13 protein-coding genes are annotated in these 17,525 nt (G+C 67.9%); 1 reads left to right on the top strand and 12 read right to left on the bottom strand.

Going from position 1 to position 17,525, the window contains the following annotated elements:
• Positions 1-500: 500 nt before the first annotated feature.
• Positions 501-2,138, bottom strand: coding sequence for an immunity 49 family protein (locus tag RZ84_RS29580; RefSeq protein WP_241777912.1), 1,638 nt, complete (start codon positions 2,136-2,138; stop codon positions 501-503).
• Between the two features lie 117 nt (positions 2,139-2,255).
• Here RZ84_RS29580 and RZ84_RS29575 point away from each other — a divergent pair, with 117 nt between their 5' ends.
• Positions 2,256-2,567 carry a hypothetical protein gene (locus tag RZ84_RS29575; RefSeq protein ID WP_157878946.1) on the top strand — a complete coding sequence of 104 codons (312 nt, stop codon included), beginning with the start codon at positions 2,256-2,258 and terminating at the stop codon, positions 2,565-2,567.
• 297 nt (positions 2,568-2,864) lie between these two features.
• Here the strand turns inward: RZ84_RS29575 and RZ84_RS29570 are convergent, their stop codons facing one another.
• The 11 genes from RZ84_RS29570 to RZ84_RS29520 form a co-directional block, all read right to left on the bottom strand.
• Positions 2,865-3,722, bottom strand: coding sequence for a hypothetical protein (locus RZ84_RS29570; RefSeq protein WP_043267280.1), 858 nt, complete (start codon positions 3,720-3,722; stop codon positions 2,865-2,867).
• 448 nt (positions 3,723-4,170) lie between these two features.
• Positions 4,171-4,923 carry a hypothetical protein gene (locus tag RZ84_RS35650; RefSeq protein WP_063772717.1) on the bottom strand — a complete coding sequence of 251 codons (753 nt, stop codon included), beginning with the start codon at positions 4,921-4,923 and terminating at the stop codon, positions 4,171-4,173.
• The gene (locus RZ84_RS35290) at positions 4,920-7,478 is read right to left on the bottom strand and encodes a hypothetical protein (protein ID WP_052230240.1); all 2,559 of its coding nucleotides are present in this window, start codon (positions 7,476-7,478) and stop codon (positions 4,920-4,922) included. Before RZ84_RS35290 ends, RZ84_RS35650 begins: the two co-directional genes overlap by 4 nt.
• Positions 7,475-7,927, bottom strand: coding sequence for a DUF6507 family protein (locus RZ84_RS29555; RefSeq protein ID WP_043267276.1), 453 nt, complete (start codon positions 7,925-7,927; stop codon positions 7,475-7,477). Before RZ84_RS29555 ends, RZ84_RS35290 begins: the two co-directional genes overlap by 4 nt.
• 134 nt (positions 7,928-8,061) lie before the next feature.
• Positions 8,062-8,373, bottom strand: a complete 312-nt coding sequence (locus RZ84_RS29550) for a pore-forming ESAT-6 family protein (RefSeq protein WP_043267273.1) — start codon at positions 8,371-8,373, stop codon at positions 8,062-8,064.
• Between the two features lie 49 nt (positions 8,374-8,422).
• On the bottom strand, positions 8,423-8,755 hold the full coding sequence (locus RZ84_RS29545) for a hypothetical protein (protein ID WP_043267271.1): 333 nt from the start codon (positions 8,753-8,755) through the stop codon (positions 8,423-8,425).
• Positions 8,756-8,900: 145 nt separating this feature from the next.
• A complete protein-coding gene (locus tag RZ84_RS29540; protein WP_043267269.1) occupies positions 8,901-10,319 on the bottom strand; it encodes a DUF6177 family protein in 1,419 nt (472 codons plus the stop codon).
• Positions 10,320-10,406: 87 nt separating this feature from the next.
• The gene (locus RZ84_RS29535) at positions 10,407-14,381 is read right to left on the bottom strand and encodes a type VII secretion protein EccC (protein WP_043267267.1); all 3,975 of its coding nucleotides are present in this window, start codon (positions 14,379-14,381) and stop codon (positions 10,407-10,409) included.
• A 38-nt stretch (positions 14,382-14,419) separates the two neighbouring features.
• Positions 14,420-15,589, bottom strand: a complete 1,170-nt coding sequence (locus RZ84_RS29530) for a MinD/ParA family ATP-binding protein (RefSeq protein ID WP_043267265.1) — start codon at positions 15,587-15,589, stop codon at positions 14,420-14,422.
• A gap of 54 nt (positions 15,590-15,643) precedes the next feature.
• Positions 15,644-16,999, bottom strand: a complete 1,356-nt coding sequence (eccD, locus tag RZ84_RS29525; RefSeq protein WP_043267263.1) for a type VII secretion integral membrane protein EccD — start codon at positions 16,997-16,999, stop codon at positions 15,644-15,646.
• Between the two features lie 165 nt (positions 17,000-17,164).
• Positions 17,165-17,443: a hypothetical protein gene (locus RZ84_RS29520; RefSeq protein ID WP_043267261.1), complete on the bottom strand. Its 279-nt coding sequence runs from the start codon at positions 17,441-17,443 to the stop codon at positions 17,165-17,167.
• Positions 17,444-17,525: the final 82 nt, after the last annotated feature.

Below are 17,525 nucleotides of genomic sequence, written 5' to 3'. Positions count from 1 at the left end.
GGCGGAGCCAGGACCGGCAGGTGTCAGCCCGCTCCCGCTCCCGCATCGTCATGCCGGCCCGGTGGTCCCGCCAGATCGCCGCGTACAGCTCGACCTTCGACATCTGCGGCATAACCAGGACCTTTCACCGGGAACACCCCGATGCTGTCCTGGCAAGTACCCCGGCGCTGACAAAACTCGTGAACATCACCCGCCCGTGGATCCGGGCGCCTCCCAAGCCCATGTACAACCGCTGACGCAGCCGGTGAACAAAGCCACTGGATGCACAATTGTCATCCTGAAAGAGCGGGAGTTGAGCGCCCGAGGTGGCCGTGAGGGCCAGTTCCGGCGCTCAGGCTCAGCTCTCTCGACATCAGCTCGCTGTTCGTGTTCAGGCAGCAGCTGTCCGTCCTGCAGCAGGCGATAGCTTGGCGGAGTGCCGTTGATCGACACTGGCGACCAACGCCACAGTGTCAGCGTTCGGGGACGACGCGCTGACGTCACGCAACAACGCGTCCCGCTTAGAGCAGGCGTTGCGGCAGGTAGGGGGATGTAACCTGGATGTTCCAGCCCTTGCGGCGGGCGTGGCAGGTCAGGGCCAGGATGTCGAGGTTGATGGCAGCGTCGCAGTCATCCGCGCGGTCAGCGATCCGATAGTGGTCGCGGTGCGCTTCGAGGGCGTCGGCCAAAGCTAGGTTGAAGCTCTCCTCGTCGCCGTCGACGAGCTGCGAGAAGAGGACCGCGGGCGGTGGGAAGAAGCCCCAGTCTTTGGCCTTCTCGATTTCCCGCAGGGCCTCCTCGGTTGCTGGCTCGGGGTCGGCGGCTCTGAGGTAGTCGTGGAGGGCTACGCGGTAGGCGGCGAATGCGGAGCTGTCCTTGACGCTGTAAGTGGGGCCGGTGAGGACTAGCGGGGCGAGGTCCTCGCGTGCGCCGGTGATCAGGGCGAAGTTGACGGCGACCTCCCAGTGGCCGGGGCTTGTGTTCTCGTCCCGGGTGGCCGGGTAGCGGAGCGTGCGGCCGTCGATCGTTACCTCGGCCTCGGTGCCCGGATCGGCCAGGGCGATACGGAACAGGGCCGCCCCCAGTTGGGAGGCAAGGCGCAGGTTGGCCAGCTGGGCGTCGGTGACGTCGTCGGAGTGGGAGGCGCGTGTCTTGAAGAGGATCTCCTGATCCTGTAGGGCGCTCGCGACCGGCCATACGGCAAGGGGTTTCACGTCCACGGGGGTGATGGCTTCCCGGGTGTGCTGCTCGAACAGGGCCTCGCCCTCCGGGTGCATGGGCAAAGCGCGGTCGGGCCGCTCGACCACGAGAGGCCCGGAGGCCAGTGCGGCGACTGCGTCCGAACGCCGGTTGCGGCCGAGGCCCTCGACCCGTGGGCCGGGGGTCTCGAATCCGGTCACCAGAGCGCGCGGGAGGTAGTCGGTGTGGAGAGCCGGCGCCCAGCCCAGGGTCCGGTACGCGAGCGCGGCCACGGCGATCGGAAGGAGCGGGAGAAGGCTGCGTGGCCGGGCGCCGGGTCCGGGAAGGGCGCTGTGCGGGAGCAGGAGGGCGCTCAGTCCAGAGTCGAAGGCTTCCCGGTCGTCGGCGGCCAGGGCGCGCAGGGTCCTCAGTCCCACGGTATGCGGGTGGTCGAGGAGGCGTTCGCCGCTCTCCTCTCCTCGGCTCCGGATCCGAGCCACTGCAGCGTCGATGGCGGCGAGCTTTTGCTGCGCGCTCGGCGGGTAGTTCGCGTTGTCGTCGCCTATGTCGCCGAGGACGTAGGCCATGAAGCCATTGATGAGTTCGACAGCAGGGATGCCCGCCGTGTTCCCGCTGAACTTCATACGGGCAAAGTGGAAGGCTTCACCATGCCATGCGGCCTTGTCCGAGAGGATCGCCAGACAGAACGCATCGATCCATTCCTGAGGGGTGACTCGCTCCTGCGCATGGTCCTCGTCGTCGGGCTGGTAGCTCATCCCGAAGTTCACGTAGTTGAGCATGATGTGGAAGGAGCAGTGCGGGTGGTAGGCCGCGTACGCGACAGCGCCGGCCGCGGCCTCCGTGGCGTCCTGGAGGACCGCTTTGGCCTCCGGGCTGTGGAGATCGGGCGTCTCGACGGAGAGGGCGCCGAGGTAGTCGAGGAACTCCTCCGCGAGGTACTGCCATTCGTATGTGGCCATCCGGCCACCCCTCGACATGGACCGGACCTGCCCCCCGATCCGGCTCGCGAAGTCTGTATGCGCTGCCGAAACCGCTGCCTCGCCGACTCGGTGACGCTCTATTCGCACTGCCGCTCCTTGATCTTCGATCTGGTTTCCAGCTTAAGGGGGCTGTTGTGGACCTATGCTGTCGACATGGGGACTGGGCTCGCGCTGGCATACATAGCCATTGGCGTCGTTCTGCTCATCGACTGCGGCGGATTCGTCCGGCACTGGTGTACGCGAGTACAGCGCAAGGCAGCTGAGCGGCACCGCGACATGCTGTGGCGAAACGGCCGCGTGGAGACGCCGTACGTGCCAACGATCAACGCGCGTCCGGGCTGCCTGCGCGCCATGGGAGCCCCGCTCGTGGTACTGGGCAGCCTGCTACTCGTGTTGAAACTGGCATAGGCCGGCCAGTCAGCTGGGACCTCGACCGGGCCAGCTCTGGGGCATGAACCCTTTCGGGGCGGTGCGACGCAGCCGCTGTGGGGCAAGCTGGACCCACGGGATTCATCCAGGAGCCGCACGACGACCTGTCGCCCGTACAGGCCACGTTCCGTGTGGCCTACTGGCTGCCACAGGTGGAAAGGATCCGTCGGCATGGACAGCCCCACCCACCTCGGAGAACTCGCCGATGCCCTGCGGTAGGAGGCCAACGGGGAAGCTCTGTACCTACCGTCGTCTCCTCTGCGAACAGCGAGAGCATCAGCCGCTCTGAAGGTCCTCCGCGACCTGCGCGGCCATAAGGCGTGCGGGTTCAAGGCGAGGGTCCTCGGGGTGAGCGTCCGGAGCCAGGATCTTCGCGCAGACGAACAAGGTCATCAGCCTGCCATCCCGGCTCTCCAGATCGTCGCGCCGCTCGTGACGGACACGCTCAGCCAGAGCCGGGACAGCAAGGGAGTTGCCCCACAACGACGCGGCATCCAACCCTTGAGGGGCCAAACCCCAGTCCTCCCAGTCGAACAGGCAGAACTCCGGCCCGGTCACGTTCGCCCAGTTGAGATCCGCATGTGCCGGCAGCCACCGTTCCACCGTCGTGTCGACACCGCCGGGGAGAAAGCGGTGGATCGCCGCGGCGACACCGCTCTGCGTGATCGTCACAGTGTGCGGCGTGGCGACACGGCTCGTGTGCTGCTTGGCCAGGGCATCCAACGACGCATTGAACGCCTGCCACCAGTCGTCCGACAGCACAGGGTCGGCGGCCAGGACACTGCTGCCGACCGGCGCACCGGGCAGGAGGTCTGTCTCATCGGCCCGCCACATTACGCCGCCCCCAGGCTGTCGCCACGCAACGCCTCGGTGCCACTGGGGCTTTGCCACTCCATCCAGGAGGGCAGCACATTCGGTGCCGTTCCAGCCTTGGCTGCCGATCTTGTCGAAATGGCGCCTCTCAACCCGCACCCACGTGCCACGAGCTGTACGTGCCCCCAGCGACCGCCGCTTGCACACCAGGGACCCCCGATCCAGTTCCGTCTGAAAGGCGCACTCAACCTCGTCGAGTACGTCATCAACCGGCTCGACTCGCAGATCTGCTGGGACGTTGGCGGACAGAGAAGACGACATCGGACCCCCTTGGCGAAGGGCCGAAACTAGCAAGAATCCCGGTCATCTGCCTGTTGAACGTGGGCAAGATGCTCGCGCAGACCCATCCACGGAAACGGCTCTGCCTGTGACGGCGTTCGTCGCCTACTCCAGCTCGGCGGCTTTCCAACGGGTGACAGCCTGGTTTGCAGAAGCGCCTCGCTCAGTGCCATGCCGAAGACGGCCAGCACACTTTCAGCTTCCCCGCTGTCCTGGAATCCTTCGGTGAGGCGCTCGGCAGTCCCGCTATCAATCAACAGGAAGCCGTGCCGCACCACCCGCACCGCTTCGGTGTCACGTGGGGAACTCGTCCATTCTTCCGGCTTCGCCGCTTGCGGGTTGACAACGCGGTGAGATTGCAGTGTCAGGAGAGCGGTAGCCCTGACGACACGGTCGGCAGGCTTGCCGCTTCTCCCGACTCCCACCGCTGCTACCGAGGAGAGTTGGCCACGATCGCCCCGATGAGGTTGGTCGCTTCGATCTCGTCGAGCTCGACCAAGCCTGCATCCTTCATGTCCCCCGTGGAGCCTGGGACCTGGTCTGTCGGCTCCCACCGGAGGTTCCGGGTGAACAGCTCGTCACACTGCTCGTCTCGCAGCTCACGACGCCTCAGTAGCGGCCCCTGGCCATCTGCTGCGGTGTAGTACGAGACGCGCCCTTCGGCGTCGACGGCATTGAGGACGGTGTCGCTGAGCGCGCTGAGGGGCGTGGTGCCGAGATGGCCCTGCAGAGTTCCCGGCCGAAACAGCGCCCCTGTCAGATCGAGGAAACCGGCGTTGTCACGGACAAACTCCCCGCCGCGCTCGTAGAAGAGGACCAACGGCTCGTAGAGATCAGGGAGATCGGGAACCGCGGTCGGGTTCTGTGCCCGGAGTTCTGCCAGACGCACTGCACCCACACAAGTGCGCCTGACAGCCCCGCTGGGCACATGACCCAGGTATTCCTCAAGCTCTGAAGCTAGTTTCAAGGGAAGGTCAAATTCCGGGTCCACATATTGAGTAACGTCAAAGAAAGGCCACTCACTCTCAACCGAGTAGACCTGGGCCCACAGGGCCGCCCGCCGCAAATACTCACGCAACAAGACGCGGCGAGACATGACATGACCAAATGCATAGTCCCAATCCCCCATCCATTCCACCGCGCGAAGACGATCCAGCATGGGAGATGATGTCCGGTCGGTCACTTCAGCTCAATTCCCTTCGATCGCAGCTCTTGGAAGAGGGCCGCCATCACCTCGTCGATGTTGGAGAGATTGGGCGCCAGTTCGACCTTTGGGACCTCAAGGCCCAGCCCGCGCCAGTGGTTGAAGCCGCCCCGGTTCTCGTTCGCCGCAAGCTCGTGGGCGCCCGCATCGTTCGGCCTTTTAGGCCAGTCACGATAGTAGCCGGATTCACTCTCGTTACGGAAATACTGCCAAAGGTGCGGCTCGTCACGCAGGTATGGTATACCCGCCTCGATCAGGTGACTCTCCACGTATTCATGTGCGATGTAACGCTCGAACTTCATCGCTTCCTGAGGACTCAAGCTGCGCTGACTGGCCGCCTGCCAAATTTCAGCTAGGTCGCTGCGGGGCGTGAAATACGCCAACCGTACATCACCAGGAGCAAGGGCAACCACGTGCTTGGTGAGGAAGAAGTGGGTACGGACACGATCGAGCACCTGAGTGCTAACACCAGTGTTCTCGGAAATACTCCCGATGTCCAAGGAATTCGGGTTGGCTCGGATCTCATCGTAGAACCGTGCCGCCTGGACATCTTCTGGGGCAGGCTCTTCGACGTAACGAGCGCCGTCCGGCCTGGGTTCGGACCCACCAGGGAGGATCGGGCTCTCGGGCTCGTGTGGAACCGACCCGTCACCAATCGCGTCGTGACCCGCATGGCCCAGGTCGTCCACACCTCCGGCGCCGACGGGACCATCGCCTTGGTGCGGGACAGACGGGCCGTCGCTGGAGCCATGACCACCGGTGCCCGCGCCGCCTGCTTCCGTGGCGTGGCCTGCGCCACCTCTGGAGTTATCCAGTCCGCCAGTACCCGGGGTGTGGTGGGTGCTCCCGTCGCCGCCCGGGGTGTGGCTGCTAGTAGGCATGCGGTTGCCCGCACTGCCACCTGGGGTGCCATGGTCGCCGGCGCGGCCCGTGAGGGTGTTGGCGCCCGAACTGGTGCTGCCGTGGCCTACGTTTTCGCCGACGCGGCCCGGGTCGGAGATCTCCGAGCCGACGCGTGTGATGTCGTCGCCGCGTCCGCCAACGCCGGCCAGGACTGGCTGCTCCTGGCGGGCCGGGGTCTCGGTCCGCGGGTTGTCCACTCCGGTGGCCGGTGTGGTGGTCTGTCCCTTGGGGGCGTCTTCGGCTTTCTGGAAGAGGCTGCCGTCCTCGTTGTAGAGGTCGCCTCTGCCGCTCGTGTACTTCCCGGTGAAGGGGTCCTTCACCGTATTTGGCGGGAGGGTGACGGTGTCCTCGGGCAGCCTGATTCTGTCGTGAGGGAGCTTGGTCGCCCCGTCCGGGACTGCGGTGCCCTTGGGGAGCTGCACCGTGCCGTCCGCGAGCTTGGCGGCGCCTTCCGGGAGGCTATATGCGCCTTCGGAGATCTTCGGGACCTGGAGGTGGCCGGCGTTCTTGAGGTGGGCCATGACGTCGCCGATCTTGGAGATGCCGGCGCCTGCGCCTTTGAAGACGTAGGTCATCGGGTCGATGACCTCGCCCACTTTCCCGGCCATCGACACGGCTCTGATCGCCACGCCGGCCTTGCTCGCGCCCTCGACGGCGGCGCCGCCGCCACGGGTGATGATCGCGGTGATGGCGTTGAAGGTGACCGCCCCGGCGGCCCTGGAGCCGTTGGATTCCCACTGGTCCCACGCCACGAACGCCTTACCGGTCTCCAGCATCGCGGTACGCGAGTCCCGGAACCAGGAAGGCATCATGTGCCCTGGCGTCATCAAGTAGGGGGCGGCCAAGCCGGGCATGGCCAGGATGAGCGACGTTGTGGTGGTGAGCTTGGCCAGGCCGAGCCATGCCTGTCCGGCGGCCTCCGAGCCCTCCCAGCCGAACAGGGTCAACAGGCCCTTGATGCTGCCCCACGCACCGTCGATGAAGACGCCCTTGCCGAAGTCGTAGGCGTGCCGCCACACCTTCCACCAGGGTACGGATTCCTCGACCGCCTCACCCCACGGCAGGCTCTTGGACTGCTTGAGGGTTTCGGCGTCGTAGCCGTACCCCGTCGGGTGGGAGGCGTCGATGGCGTGGAGGGCCTTGCCGCCGACCAGGCCGACGATCTTGGCGTGGCAGTCGCGCTCAGCTGCCTGGAACGCAGCCCAAACCTCGGCGATCTTGTTGCGACGCGCCAGGTTCTCGTCGGTCAGGTCGCCGTCTTCACGCCAGTCGTCGTCGCTGGAGTCGACTTTGTGGCGGAAGTCGGCGGCGTCCTGCTTGAGTTGCTGGAGCTGCTTGACCAGCGGGCGGACCTCGCGGGCGTAGGTGCCCAGGGCGCCGGCGATGACGCTCATGTCGTGGCCGACCTCGCGGGCCTTGTCCGCCACGGGTTTGGTGACGCCGAACAGCTGCTCCGCCTCGGGCGCCTTGTAGAAGGCAGACAGGCCACCGAAGGACTTGTGGACGTCCGAGCCGGCAGTCTCGACCTTGGGGCCGCCATGGGACAGCGCCTTGACCTTCGTTTCGAGAAGGTCCAGATCACCGGTGAAGACCGGCACCTCGAACGGGTCGACCGGCGCGTCGTCGCTCATCTCTGCTTCCCCCCGAAGTCCTTGAGCGCATCCAACTGCAGGTTCCGAGCGGCGCTCTGGGCGTTCTTCGCCGCCTCCAGGTCGCCCTGGACGTACTCATTGGTGGCTTTGGCCGCGCCCAGGACGGCGGCCTGGCAACGATCGGCCATCGCCTTGAAGACCTCGCTGCGGCCCGCTGCGTACTGAACCAGAGCCGTGGCAACCGGCCCCGACGACCTCTGCGACAACACGGGCGTGCCCGTCGGTCCCTTTAGCGTGGGTGCCGGCATCACGGGCCCGTGCGGCGGCGCGGCTGCCTGCGAGCCTGGCACAGCCGTACCCGCCGCCTCAGCCGCCTCCCGCAAATCCGCCAACAGCGTGCTCAGGACGTCCCCCAGGTCCTCGGCATGTGCGCCGACGACCTTCAACTGGCCCTGCACTCCCTGCGGCTGAATGTCCCACGACGCCATAAACGCCCCCGCATTCCTCTCTCTACTGCACCATCACCGCCACCACACCCCGCGCTGCGCTACCGCCTTCTGCGGTCGGCAACGCGTTGGCGCACTGCGGAGGACCACTCCTCCCGCTGATGCGCCTAGGTGGTTCAGCCGATGTTGTCGACCGCGGACTTCGCGCGTGCGAGCGTCTGGTGCGCGGTGGCGTCGTTCTTCTCCAGCGTGGTCTTCAGCAGGTGGATGATGTTCTTGACCTCCTGCGAGGCGCGGTTCCAGCGCAGTTCCTTGCCGTGGTACTCCTCGGCCACACCGTCGGCCGTGAAGTCCGCCATCGCCTGCTTGACCTGCGCGTCACGCGCTGCGATCACCTGCTCCAGGCGCGCGATCACCGCCTGGATGTTGCCCTGTGCTTCCGCCGATGCGCCCGAGTCATACGAGCGGCGGTCCATGCCAGCAGCCATCACAATCACTCCCCCTGGGGTCTTGAGTACTTCTTCCGCGATCGGGCTGTCAGCGGCCCGAGAAGCGGGCGGCGTCGAAGTTCGCCGCCGACATCTGCGACCGGGCGTTGTCGGCCTGCTCCTGAACACCGGAGCCGAAGGCAGATTCCATGCCCGACTGGCCGCCCACGATCGCGGCCAGCGCACTGTTCAGCTCCGCCGTGATCTCGTCCGCGTGCGACTTGAACGAGTCGAACGCGGCCTTGCCCGCGCCGTTGAACTTGCCCTCCAACGGCTGGGCTGCCTGGACGAGCTGGTGGATCAACGTCCCCAGTTCCGTGCTCGATCCCTGCGACTGCGACCTCAAGGTCGAGAGCGTCTGCGCTCCCATGTCGAACTTCATCGGGCTCCCCCCGCGGACTTGACGATCGTATGTACGGACATGCCTATCAACAGCGTTGTCATTGCCGCAATCCGTAAACACCATGCTATGGCGAGGGTGTGACAACGGCTCAGCGTGGGGTGGCGACGACCCCGCTCCAGGGGCCTTACTCGCCCTTGAGATGCCGCATCAGGCGCTCGAAGTCCTGCCAGCCCGACAGGTCCGACGGATCGCCGGGCAATGCGTAGTACATCGCAGGGCGGGTCTTCGGACCGAGAGGAACAGGCGGCTGGGACAGCGGGGTGCGTCGGGCGCGGTCATCGGGCATCTGGCGGACCTCCTCCGCGCCGAGCACGAAAGCAACCGGGACGCCCGGGCCCTCGAAGCGGGGCGACACCGCCAGGTCGCGGCGGGCTTTGCGGAGCTGGACAAGCATCGACTGCAGGCGATGCCGGGTGGCCAGCACCTCCGCCACCCTGGGCAGGGCCTCCACCGGCGGCTGCTCGTCGGGGCCGTAGCCGAACATCAGCGTGACATCTTCCTCCACACCCGCCTTCGTACGGCTGATGCGCACCGTGGCAAGGCCGGGCCGATCCGGGCTGCCGACCGCCACGGCCCAGGTCGGCTCCGGCGCCCGCTCACGCGCAAGGTCGGTAATCTGGCGCGGCGACCAGGGGAGGTTGGCGGGTTCCGCGGTTCCCCACCCGGCCGGGGGCGCACCGGTCAGTTCACGCCAGGTCGTCTCCAGCGCGCCGCCGAGCACCAAGTCTTCGCCTGCGGGGTGGACGGTGCGGAACGTCACGGCCAGCTGACGCTCGCCGGTGACCGTGACCTCCTTGTAGGAAGCGGCCACCGGGGTCCGCGGGTCGTCCGCGGTCGCCTCAGCCGACGGTACGGGGGCGAACATGCCGTCCTGCCAGCGCAGTACGGCTCCGGTCAGCCCGTCGTAGTAGCCATCGCGTTCGTCGCGTACGACCCAGCGGGAGGGCCAGATACTGAGGCTGTCACGTGCGGCCGGGGAGAGCGTGGTTCCCGGCGGGGTGACGACTTGGAGGCCGAGCTCGGCGGTGGCGGCGGTCTGGAAGGCGTCGGAGAGCCAGGCGGTCATGGCGAGAACCGGGCGGTCCTGGATGACGACGGCGACCTTGTCGGTGAGGACATCGACGGCGGGCTGCTCCGCGGCGGGTGTGGGCGCGATACTCACGCCGTCGGTCTCCACCACAGCCAAAGAGCGCGCGGCCTCGGGCGGCCAGGTGGAGCCGTCGGCCAAGGCCGCCAGACGAGCCGCGAAGGTACCCGCAAGGCGCTCGGCCTCTTCGACGCCGGTGGTGGCGCGGGCCTCGGTCCACCAGTACGGCACCGGCGGCGCGGTGGCTCCGAGCAGCCGCTCCGCCTCACCCGGGACCTGGACGAGCAGCGGCGCCTCGACGGAGACCAGCGGTCGGCCCTCACTGTCGCACAGGCGCACGACGGCGCCCTCGCCCCTGGTGTCCACCAGTTTGTCGGGGCCTCCGGAGAGCAGCCCGGTGAGTATGGCCCCCGGGTCGGGCATGCGCTGGGTGAGGGCGATGACGTCCTTGGTCATGGGGTCGTCCGGTCCTTCGCGTTCGTGGCATGGATACCGCTGGCTGCTCTTGGTGCGCATGCGTGCGCGGGAGAGGCTGCCGGCTCATCACGTCGGGGAGTACAGGGTCTGGATCAGGCGGTTGGACTGGCCTCTGCGGATGAGGACGCCGCGGCCGGGGGGCTGTTGGGCGGCGTAGACGCCGGGGAACAGCTGTCCTTCGCCGCGGTCCCCCGCCATGACCAGGGCTGAGGAGCCCGACTCGCGCAGGCTCTGGACGAGGGGTTCGTAGAGGCCGCGGGAGGCGCCTGCGACGCGGCGGGTGAGGACGAAGTGGAGGCCGATGTCGACCGCGGAGGGGATGTACGGCAGGAACGGGGCGAGTGGTTCTTGGCCGGCGGTGGTCAGCACGTCGTAGTCGTCGACGAGGACCACGATCCGCGGACCGCCGCCCCAGCTGCCGGGTTCCAGGTCCTGGGGGCGCGTGCTGTCGTCGGGCAGCCGCTTTTCCAGGACATCGGCGATGCCGGTGGCAAGGCCCGCGCACAGCTTGGCGTTGTAGGCGTAGCCGCCGTTGAATTCCTCAGGGACCGCGCCGCGCAGGCTACGTCGGGGGTCCATGATGGCGAAGACCAGCTCGTCCTCGCTGTACCGCTCGATGAGACCGCTCGCGATGGTCTTGAGCAGGTTGGTCTTGCCGCATTCGCTGTCGCCCATGATCAGCAGGTGCTGGTCATGCTGGAACAAGTCGAGCAGAACAGGCTGGAGTGCCATCTGGTCCAAGCCGATGGGCACTCGCTGTGGTTCAGCGCCCGGGCCTGGCAGGAGGTGGGGCTCCAGGAGGTGCGGCAGTACCCGTACGGGCTGGGCGACGTCGCCGCTCCAGGTGGCGCGGATCGTGCGGGTCGTCCGCTCCAGGACCGCGCCAATGTCGGCGGCATCGGTGAGTCCGTCGGTGCGGGGCAGGGCGACCTGTGCGAAGAGCTTGCCGCTGGTGAGGGCGCGGCCGGGCTCGTCGGGTGAGAGGGTTGCGGCCAGTTTGTGGTCGATGCTGGATTCGCTGGGGTCGTTGAGCCGTAGTTCGATGCGGGTGCCGAAGTTGGACTGGACGGCGATGCGGGCGTCGTTCCAGCGGAGCATGCTGGCGACGACGTGGACGCCGTAGCCGCCGCCGCGTTTGAGGATGTCGGTGATGTCGTCGTCGAGTTCCTCGAAGTCGTCGCGCAGCGCGCCGAAGCCGTCGATGACGAGGACGATCTCGGCGGAGGGCAGCTGCGGCAGCCGGCCCTCCGCGTGCAGGTCGCGCAGCTGGGAGAGCGAGTCGATGCCGTGCTCGCGGAAGAGGTCCTCACGGGCGGCGAGCATGGTGCGTACTTCTTCGACGGTGCGGGCGGCGCGTTCGCGGTCGGCGCGGCCGGCGATGCCTCCGACGTGCGGCAGACCTGACAGGGCTGCCAGGCCGCCGCCGACGAGGTCGAGACCGTAGACGCCGACCTCGCGTGGGGTGTGGGTCAGGGCGAGGGAGAGGACGAGGGTGCGCAAGAGCGTGGTCTTGCCGGACTGGGGGCCGCCGATGACGGCGGCGTGCCCGCCGGCCACCGTGAGGTCCAGGTACCACTGGCCCTGCCACTGCTTGGTGGGGTCGTCGAGCAGTCCGAGCGGGACTTCGAGCGGGCCGCGGCGCCCGGCCAGCTGCGTACCGCGCGCACCGACGTCCAGGGGGCCGGCGACCTTGTCCAGGGCGAGTGCGTCGGGCAGCGGGGGCAGCCAGATGCGGCGCACCGCGCCGGAGGCGTTGGCCAGTTGCTCGACCATGACGGCCAGTTCGGTCGGTCCGGTCTCGCGGCGGCGCATCGTCGGCTCGGCCGCGTCCGCATCCTGGGTGTCGGCTGCGGTGTTGAAGGTGTCGTAGGGCAGGGCGAGAGGACCGGTGTCCTCGTCCTCGGAACGCTGTACGGGGCCGCGGTAGGGGCCTGAGACGTAGCTTGCCTTGAAGCGGTCGTAGTGGCTGGTGTCGACCTTGAGGTAGCCGAAGCCGGGTATCGGCGGTAGGTGGAAGGCGTCCGTGGTGTCCAGGACCGTGCGGGATTCGTCGGCGGAGAAGGTCCGCAGGCCGAGCCGGTAGGAGAGGTAGGTGTCCAGGCCCTTGAGCTGGCCGCCCTCGATGCGCTGGCTGGACAGCAGCAGGTGCACACCGATGGAGCGGCCGATGCGGCCTATGGACAGGAACAGGTCGATGAAGTCCGGCTTGGCGGTGAGCAGTTCACCGAATTCGTCGATGATGACGAACAGGTGCGGCAGCGCCTCCAGGTCGGGCCGCCCGTTGGCGCGCAGCGCGGTGTAGTGGCCGATGTCGGCGATGTTGCCCGCGTCCTTGAGGACCTGCTGGCGCCGCTTGACCTCGCCAGCAAGGGAAGCGTGGACGCGCTCGACCAGGCCCGCCTGGTTCTCCAGGTTGGTGATGACGCCGGCAACATGCGGCAGGTTGGCGAACGGCGCGAAGGTCGCGCCGCCCTTGTAGTCGACGAGGACGAGGGAAAGGTCCTCGGGTGGGTGCGTGGCCGCCAAGGCAAGGACGATGGTGCGCAGGAGTTCGGATTTACCGGAGCCGGTGGCGCCGACGCACAGTCCGTGCGGGCCCATACCGAGCTCGGAGGACTCCTTCAGGTCCAACAGCACCGGCTCGTGCGCGTCGTTGAGGCCGATCGGCACGCGGAGGAAGGCTCGCTCGCTCCGGGGTGCCCACAGGTGTGGGAGGTCGAGCCGGGCCATGTCGTCGATGCCGAGGATGTCTGCGAAGTCGATCGGCCCGGTCAAGGGTGCGTCGGCGAGCGACTCGGCGGACAGGCGCAGCGGCGCCAGCATCCGGGCCAGGCCCTCGGCGAACGGGATGGTCACGTCGTCCGCGGTGCCGTGGGCACCGATCGGCTCGGGCCCGCGCAGGTCCTCGATGACCACCTGGTCGCCATCGATGGTGATCCGGACCCCCACATGCCCCGGCTCTTGCACGCGCTGCTCCAGCAGGTGCAGGACGGTGACCCCCATCTCGCGCAGGCCGACCGCCTCGTCGGGACGCGGCAGGTCGACGGCGTCGTCGCCGTGTCCGTCGGCGACGACCAGTAGCCGGGAGGTCATCGACAGGGCGTCGTTGCCGGACAGGCCGCGGCGCACCTCGGCGGCGTAGGAGGCGCGGCGGCGCAGTTCCGGGCCGAGCTGCCGGGCGAGCTGGAGGGCGGAGGGTGCTATTCGGCGGGCGGCGACGGGGCCGTCGAGCTGCTCGGTGTCCAGGAGGTGCGGCAGCCACTTGGCCCACTCCCAGTCGGCGAGCCGTTCGCCGGGCACCGCGAGGGCCATCGCCACATCGTCGGGGGCGTGCATCGTGGCGGCCTGGACGAGCAGGGCGCGTGCGACGCGCAGGCAGTCCTCGCGCGGTCCGATGACGCTGATGTTGCCCACGCGGTCGAGCGGGACGGTCAGAGGCAGATCGGTGCCGGTGCGGAAGCGACCCATCAGCGCCGACGCCTCGTTGAGCATGAACCGGTCGGGCGGAGTGAGGACCGACGAGCCCTGCTGGGCGACCTGCATCTCGCGCACCGGCATCTCACCGGTGCCCACCCGTACGCTCAGGAAGTCGCCGTCGGTGCGGCGGCGCTCCCACAGCCGAGCCGGGTCCCGCACGATGTCGTAGAGGGCGGGTGGCGGCGGGTTGAGGAGCTCGGCGCGCTCGCGACGCCCGCGCTCGTCGGCAGCGAGCTCCTCGCGCAAGTCCTCCAGGTATGCGAGGTACGCCTCGCGCTGGGTGCGGCGAGTGCGCTGGGCCTTGCCGCGCTGTGAGAAGACGAGCGCGACGGAGCCGATGACGGTGACGACGAGGATGATCGCGCCCAGCCCGGCGAACTGGCTGTTGCGCACCACCGTCATCATCACCACCGACGACATGACGCCGGCGACGGGCAGCAGCGACATCGCGATGTTGCCGGCCTTCCCCTCGGGGAGGTTGGGCGGGGCCTCGATGATGCGCGCCTCGGAGGCGGCTGGGGGCCGGGTGGTCCGGGCCGGGCGGTGGATCAGTCGAGTACTCATCGTCGTCGTCCGTCATTCACGATCGGGCACAGCATCGGTCAGTAACGCTTCTGGGAGAGCTGGAAGACCTCCGCAGCAATGCGCGCGGTGGCTTGCCTGGTCGGCGGAGCGAGGAACTCGGTGTGGACCGGTCCGCCGGCCGCCAAGTGCCGGTCGTACGGCAGGACCTGGACGCTTGCCCCGGTGGACTTCAGTTGCTGGGTAGCCTCGTCGAGGTCGACTCCTTGGTGCGGCACCAGTTCGGTGAGCACCACGGCCGTGCCGGCGATCACCTGCCGGGGCAACCCCTGCATCCACTGCAGCACGGAGTACGTGCTGGTGATGCCTTCCGGCGTGGCCGGGGTGGTCAGAACACGGCCGTGGGCGGCGGCGAGCGCGACCCGGGCGACTTCGGCGGGCAGCGTCTCGCAGTCGATGACCATCACCCCGAAGTAGCGGCGCAGCGCCACCACGGCCTGCTCGTACGCGCGGCTGTCCAGCATTGCGCCGATCTGGCCCTGGCTCGCGGGCAGCAGCCAGGCGTTGTTGGGGAGCTGGACGAGATAGCCGGTGACGTCGAGCAGTGACATGTCCGGCTTGACGATGTCGGCGACATCGCTGGTGGTCCAGCGCAGCGTCTGGGCACCGAGCCGCAGCGGCAGCGAGCCCAGTGCCGGATCGGCTTCCAGGAAGAGGACCGGGTCTTGGCGGTAGTGCGCGAATGTGGTGCCGAGCAGCGCGGCGACGGTGGACTTCCCGGCGCCGCCCCGGATGGAGGTGACGGCGATCTGTCGACCCGTCGTCACAGGCTGCTGGAGCGTCCCGGCGATCTGGGTGGCCGCGGCTACTTCACGCGCGGCCGACGAGGAAAGAGCGCCGCGGACAGCGCGTACGGCACGCGCCGTGAATGACTCACCGTGCTGCGGCTTGCGGCGCACCACGCCGACCAGCCTGTCGTCCACAACCGACTGGGATTCGGGAACACGGTGCGGCTGGGGTTGCTGAGGGGAGACTGCCGACGTCTGCTGCTCCCCGTACTGGCGCCCCTGGTACGAGACGCCCTCGTGCTGAGGCGTACCACCCCCCGACGCCGGGAAACTCTGCGTCGGCAGAACTGGGCTCTGCGCGGAACTGCGGTACGCCTGGTCGCCGGGCCTGTGCGTGCCCGGCTGGGCGCCGCCTGTCAGGTCGCGCAGGACATCGCCCTGCCAGCCGTTTCCGTTCGGCATACCTGCCCTTCACCTCTACCCTGCTGCCCCGCCCGGGAGCGCCTGCACATCGACTCAGAACTGGTTGAGCAGCTGCCCGTACACACCGAACACACCAAAGGCGAGCGGGAACAGCCCCACCATGCCCACGGACTCGACCAGATCAGCCACGCGCCGCAGCCGCACCTGCACATGCTCGGGCACTTCCACTGCCAAGACCAGCAGCGGCAGCACCGCTGCCACACACAGCACGACGAGCGGTCCAGCGCCCCCTGCATGCTCCATCCACAACACCACCAGGCGCACCACAAGACACGACGCGGCAGCGAGCAGCGCCACGACCTCGGCGACCAGCGGGAAAGCCCGCGCCCTCGATACCAGCACGACGATCACGAGCGATGCCAAGGCCACGGTCCACACGGTCGGCTTCTCGGCCTGGGTGAGCAGCCAGCCGGCGAAGGTCGCCGAGACCGCGGTGACGATCGTCGACAGGGCAAGACCGCGGTGCGTCGCCGCCAGCGCGGTACCCACCTGATATCGGCTGACAGAGACGCCGCCCGCGCGGCCATCGTCGAGCGCGGTGAGCCCCGAGGCCATCAGGGCCAGCCGCGGCAGCACGCCGAGCAGCACCAAAGACACGACTGCCATCACCGCGCCGAGCCGGGAGGGATCATTCTGAACAGCGGCAACGGCCTCCCATGCGAGGGCGAGCACGCCGATCGTCGCCGCGCCCACGAGCCCGCCCTTACCGAGCGGTGAGAAGTAGCCGAGGGCCGCAAGCGTCACCACCAGCGCGCCCGCAACCGCAGCGAGCCGCGCCGTTCCCGGCCAGCCGTACGCATCGGCAGCCGTCCACGCGGCGAGAATCCCGAGTCCACCGGAGGCAAGCAGGAGCGCCGCCGCCAGGCCCCGGTTGCCGCGCCCGATCTTGGCGACGAGCGCACCAGCAACCACCAGCACGACCGTGACAGCTACCAGAACACCGGTCAGGGCACCGAGTGCGAACTCACTGCGAGCGAGCAGCGCAGCGATCACCATGAAGGCGATGGACGCTATGCCCGCGCTGGCTCGGCGCGTAGCGGGACGCCAGCGCCAAGCCCGCAGATCGAGATCGTCAGCCACCTCGTCAGTGACGTCGTGTACTAGCGGGGCGGGCGGCGCAGAGTGCATCCTGACGAGCCGGAGCACGGCGCCGTCGGTGATCCCGGCCGACGCCAGCGTGCTGTCGTGCGGCAGGACGGAGCCGTCGGCTGTCATCAACTGCCGGGTCATCGGCTGTGATGCAGACCGGTCGTCAAGCAGTTGAAGGATGTCCGGGAGTAGCTGCCCGATTGGGGTGTCGGAGAGCAGGACGATGTCGGCCCGGCGTCGCTCGCCGATCAAGGTCACTCGGCTTAGTTGCGCCTGGGAGGTCGTTGTTCTGCTCACCACTTACGGGAACCTATCATCGCGGTGTTGAGGACTCTTGGGTCAACTGGACATGCCCATCCTGCCAGCCCCCGCCTGCCCGGCTTCAGGGAACTCTGCTTCCTGTTACGAGAATCCATCGCGCATTTTCCGGTGGGATACAGCAAAACATTCTGGATCTGCGGAGTTCTACGATTTCTCCGGCTTTGCCGGCCGCTCGTACTGCTGCACCTGACGCTGCTGCTTCGTCTGCTCGGCCTTCTGCTTGGCCAGCGTGTGCTGAAGGAACGACCATCCCACGCACCCCGCGCACAGGACAGCCGTGATCGCGATCCCCGCGAACACCTTCCCGAGTCGCTCGTCAGCCGTGCGCCGCCCCCGCTGCGCGCCGAACAACAGGGCATCTCGCATCCTGCGTCGGCGTACCGCGACCGACTCCAGCAGCTGGCTGTCGTAATCCCGTGCCATTTCCCGTCCGTCGCCTCAGTCGTCCGCTGCCTCAGACTCGTCGATGTCTTCTCGGTCACCGACGCCACACCCCGTCGCCACG

Source organism: Streptomyces sp. CT34 (assembly GCF_000805335.1).
GTDB lineage: Bacteria > Actinomycetota > Actinomycetes > Streptomycetales > Streptomycetaceae > Streptomyces.
This window is presented reverse-complemented; position numbering and strand designations above follow the sequence as displayed.